The organism is Mesorhizobium sp. P2_F8, assembly GCF_056403655.1.
Genome location: NZ_JBFUFB010000069.1, coordinates 1 through 3,420, shown reverse-complemented (window position 1 = coordinate 3,420; position 3,420 = coordinate 1). Strand labels below are relative to the sequence as shown.

The 3,420-nt window shown below is 59.7% G+C and carries 5 protein-coding genes and 1 pseudogene; 1 reads left to right on the top strand and 5 read right to left on the bottom strand.

Features of this window, described 5'->3' with window-relative positions:
* Positions 1 to 391 precede the first annotated feature (391 nt).
* Entirely contained in the window at positions 392 to 1,216 is an 825-nt protein-coding gene (locus AC1DZP_RS35805) for a hypothetical protein (RefSeq protein WP_477309019.1), read from the bottom strand.
* A gap of 64 nt (positions 1,217 to 1,280) precedes the next feature.
* Here AC1DZP_RS35805 and AC1DZP_RS35800 point away from each other — a divergent pair.
* A pseudogene (locus tag AC1DZP_RS35800) lies at positions 1,281 to 1,501 on the top strand (DUF768 domain-containing protein).
* A gap of 135 nt (positions 1,502 to 1,636) precedes the next feature.
* Here AC1DZP_RS35800 and AC1DZP_RS35795 read toward each other — a convergent pair.
* From AC1DZP_RS35795 to AC1DZP_RS35780, 4 genes are all read right to left on the bottom strand, one after another.
* Positions 1,637 to 2,089, bottom strand: a complete 453-nt coding sequence (locus AC1DZP_RS35795; protein ID WP_477309017.1) for a Ros/MucR family transcriptional regulator — start codon at positions 2,087 to 2,089, stop codon at positions 1,637 to 1,639.
* 533 nt (positions 2,090 to 2,622) lie between these two features.
* Complete coding sequence (locus AC1DZP_RS35790; protein WP_477309015.1) at positions 2,623 to 2,853, bottom strand: hypothetical protein; 231 nt, start codon at positions 2,851 to 2,853, stop codon at positions 2,623 to 2,625.
* 104 nt (positions 2,854 to 2,957) lie between these two features.
* A complete protein-coding gene (locus AC1DZP_RS35785) occupies positions 2,958 to 3,146 on the bottom strand; it encodes a hypothetical protein (protein ID WP_477309013.1) in 189 nt (62 codons plus the stop codon).
* 10 nt (positions 3,147 to 3,156) lie between these two features.
* Positions 3,157 to 3,420, bottom strand: a 264-nt coding sequence (locus tag AC1DZP_RS35780) for a plastocyanin/azurin family copper-binding protein (RefSeq protein ID WP_477309011.1), incomplete at its 5' end; no start/stop codon positions are given.

The following is a 3,420-nucleotide window of genomic DNA, read 5'->3' as shown; positions in this document are numbered from 1 at the left end:
GTGTGAAGCGCTGATCGCTAATCTGGATCGCGAAAGCAGGTCAGTGGCCCGGCGCCCTCCTTTTGACACTGAACAGACCAGAGGGGCGCCGAGCCCYTTACCGGCGACGCTTTGAGGGAAACGGCGCCGAGTAGTGAGTGTATCGCTCCCGCTAGAGTTGTTGGAATGCAGCCTTTTGGACGACGGCCCGGCGGCGAACGCTGGAGATTGCCTGAAACGGGCGCGCCGATAGGAAGGAGTCCGGCGACATGCGGGAACAGAGTTCAGCGGCCGGCTTCCTTTTTACCTGCATCCAGTTTCCTTGAAGACGGACGGATGACCATTGAAGGCTTCCTCCCTGAAGAGTGAGCGCACTGGTGGGGCGCAATCGGTGGACACGACCTGCTGGTCTTTACTTGGCCCATTGCGGAACGTGCAGCAGATCACGCAGGCGGATCGGCAATCTGGGCGAAGCGAGCAATTCGGCGCAGCTCGCCTCCCATCGCCCGAGATATTCGGCGATCGGTAGGCCGCTGCGGCCGGGCCAGCGGTTGAGTGCGCCCAGCGCCTCGACGCAGTCCGGCGCGCTGTCGTATTCGGCAAGGATGGTCACAGACATCGCCCGGGCGAACGGATTGAGGGCGGGCATTTCGATCTCGCCACGATGGTCGGCGAACCACGCCGCGGCGTCGCGCGTCAGCCCCTGGCTGTCGGCGAGCGCGGTATAGCCGCGGGTGATGTTCTCGCGATATTTGACAATGGCATCGCCGAAGGCGTTGTCGCCGGCGAACGGCGGGTTCTCCTTCCAGTCCTTCGCCAGGCGCCCCAGGCCTCGCAGCGAGAATGCTTCAACCAGGGCTTCCTCGAGCCACTGGCAGGGAGTCGCCGGCTTGGCATCCGGTTGCCAACTGTTGGCCGTGACATGGCCGAGCTCGTGCCCGAACTGGTAGGCGAGCTTGGACCAGTCGCGCTCGCCGATGTCAATGATGATCCAGGCCATGCTGCTGCCATCCGGATGCAGCCAGACGGCAGGCGTGCCGGAAGTGTGCTCGTCGACACGCAGCCGCGTTGGCTGGCGGTCGGAGAGCAGGCGGACGCCGTCAAGGCATGCATGCCGCATCCGCTCGACAACCTGATCGGCCGCGCCCTCAAGCATGCGTCCCCAGTCGCCGGCAAGCTCGATCGGCGCGGTGAGGAGAGTCGACGGTGGACCGGTCGGGGGAGATCTAACGGCCATTGGCTTTCCTTTCTCGATCGCGCCAACATACGGAACCTAATATTCGTGCGCAGATTATGGACCAATGAGCACACGCGGAATAAACTTCCTGGATCAATGGTTTGCCAACAACGTCCACGAGACGACGAAGGCCGATGTCATTTCGGTCGACGAACTCACGCACAAGTTGATTGCTGACGCGGCGGTGGTAGGAATTCGTGGATCGAGATCGGCGAAGAGGTCGATAGCCTCTATCGAACGATCCTCGACGCGATTGTGCACAAAGATGCGGGTGTGCCCGAATAGACCTTGCCCGCCACCTACGGTTGGGTAGCGCTAGCATCAAGGCAGCGCGGCGAAGGATGATCTGCAAATCCGCTCGCGACATGTCCGCGATGCGGTCGGCGGCGCTCTCAAGCTCTTCGGTGATGGAAAGGCGCGTCACTTCGCCTTTCGCTTCATAGGCGCCTTCTTAGCTGGCGTGTCCGGCGCAGCCTTACGACCTAGACCACTTGCCTTTGCCAGGGCTGATCGTTTCGCAGCGTAATTCGGCGCGACCATTGGATAATCATGCGGCAAACCCCACTTGGCGCGATACTCATCTGGCGTCATGCCAAGCAAACCAACGTGGCGTTTCATAGACTTGAATTTGCGGCCGTCTTCCAAGCTGACGATGTGGTCGGGAAACACCGACTTCTTAGGGTTGACCGCTGGTGTTTGCGGCTCGGCTGGTCTTGCCACCGGCCCCATGAGATCGGACATTGACTTGTGAACCGACGCGATCAGGTCAGGCAGACTTGCTGCGGGGATGGGGTTGTTGCTGACAAATGCCGATACAATCTCGGCCGTCAGTTCTGCCAATTCAGCGGCGCGGTGGTCGGCTTCGTCGGTCATATGCTGGTGCCCTTCGTTCTMTAATCAATGTTTTATTATTAGAGCGCCCTCAAGTGCGCAACCTGCCGCCCCGCCGGACGAAAAAGCCGCACTGAGATCGGCGACAAGGCGCGGATCGAGGAGATCACGCCGAAGGTGAACAATCGCTAGGTTATGGTGGAAACCTCGAAGGCGCTGGTGTGGCCAACTTGTCCACTCCAGAGACCCCAGCTTTCGCAACGGCTACAGCCACCATCACCGGCCACCGAACGCCGCACGCCTACTCCCATCGCATTGGGATGTTCGTTACTTCTTCGGCGTCTGAGGTGGCACTAGTGTGACATAAGGTGTCCTCGGCTCCTTGCCGGGCTCCCGGTAATACGGTGCCGACTCGCCGGGTGGTCCGAGCGATTTGATGTAAAGATACACCGAACGCATATCGCTTTCGGTCATGGCTTGGACTTGGTACCAGCGCATCGGCGGCAATTGGACCTTGTTCTTGAGGTGATCGACCCAAGCGTCCTCATCAAAGCCCCTTGCCGAATCCCTGAGATTTACAGCGTAGGTCGTGCCCAGGGACCCCGCCAGCCAATGGAGGAGCCTTTGAGCGCCTTGGCCGGATCGATCTTCCCATCGGCTTCACGGTATCCTTCCGTGTGGCAGAAATGGCAGCCGCCGATGATCGAAATATACAAACCGCGTTCGACGGAAACCTCGTCTGCCGCCAGGAGGCTGGTTGGCACGATCGACAGAGCGACTGCCGCACAGAGTTCGATTGTTCGCATATTCGCTGCCTCCCTCACCTTTGGGTTTGGGAACTCAGAGACGCCTGGCCCTTGACCGAAGAGACGGGTAAGCCCCACCAAAAAGTCCCGTCTATAATGCGCTCCTAATATAGGCCGGTGGCAATTTCACTTCCGCAGCCTTCCACCAGCCCGACCTTATCGATTTCGACCGTCACCAGCGGCCCCAGGTCGATCGTCAACGTCTCGTCGTCGATCAGGGTGACCTTGCCAGCAAGCTCGAGCAAGTCCAAATCAGCGGTATCAAACACTCCGCTATAACGCTGCAATGGCATTTACCCGCCCTCAAACTTGCAACCACAACCAGGTGTTGGATCTGCCGAAGCTCAACGTGACTGTCTGGTTCGACGGCTCGGATTCTCGGGCTCGAGATGCCGCTATTTCGTCGTGACCGTGCCCTTCATTGCCTGTGGCGAGATGGCCAGTGTCGAAGGAGCCTTCGAGCGCGGTGGCGGTATGCGTCATCGAGTCGGCATTGGTGAAGGTGATGGTATCGCCAACGGCGATCGAGATTTTCGACGGGTTGAATTTCATGCCCTTGATCTGGAC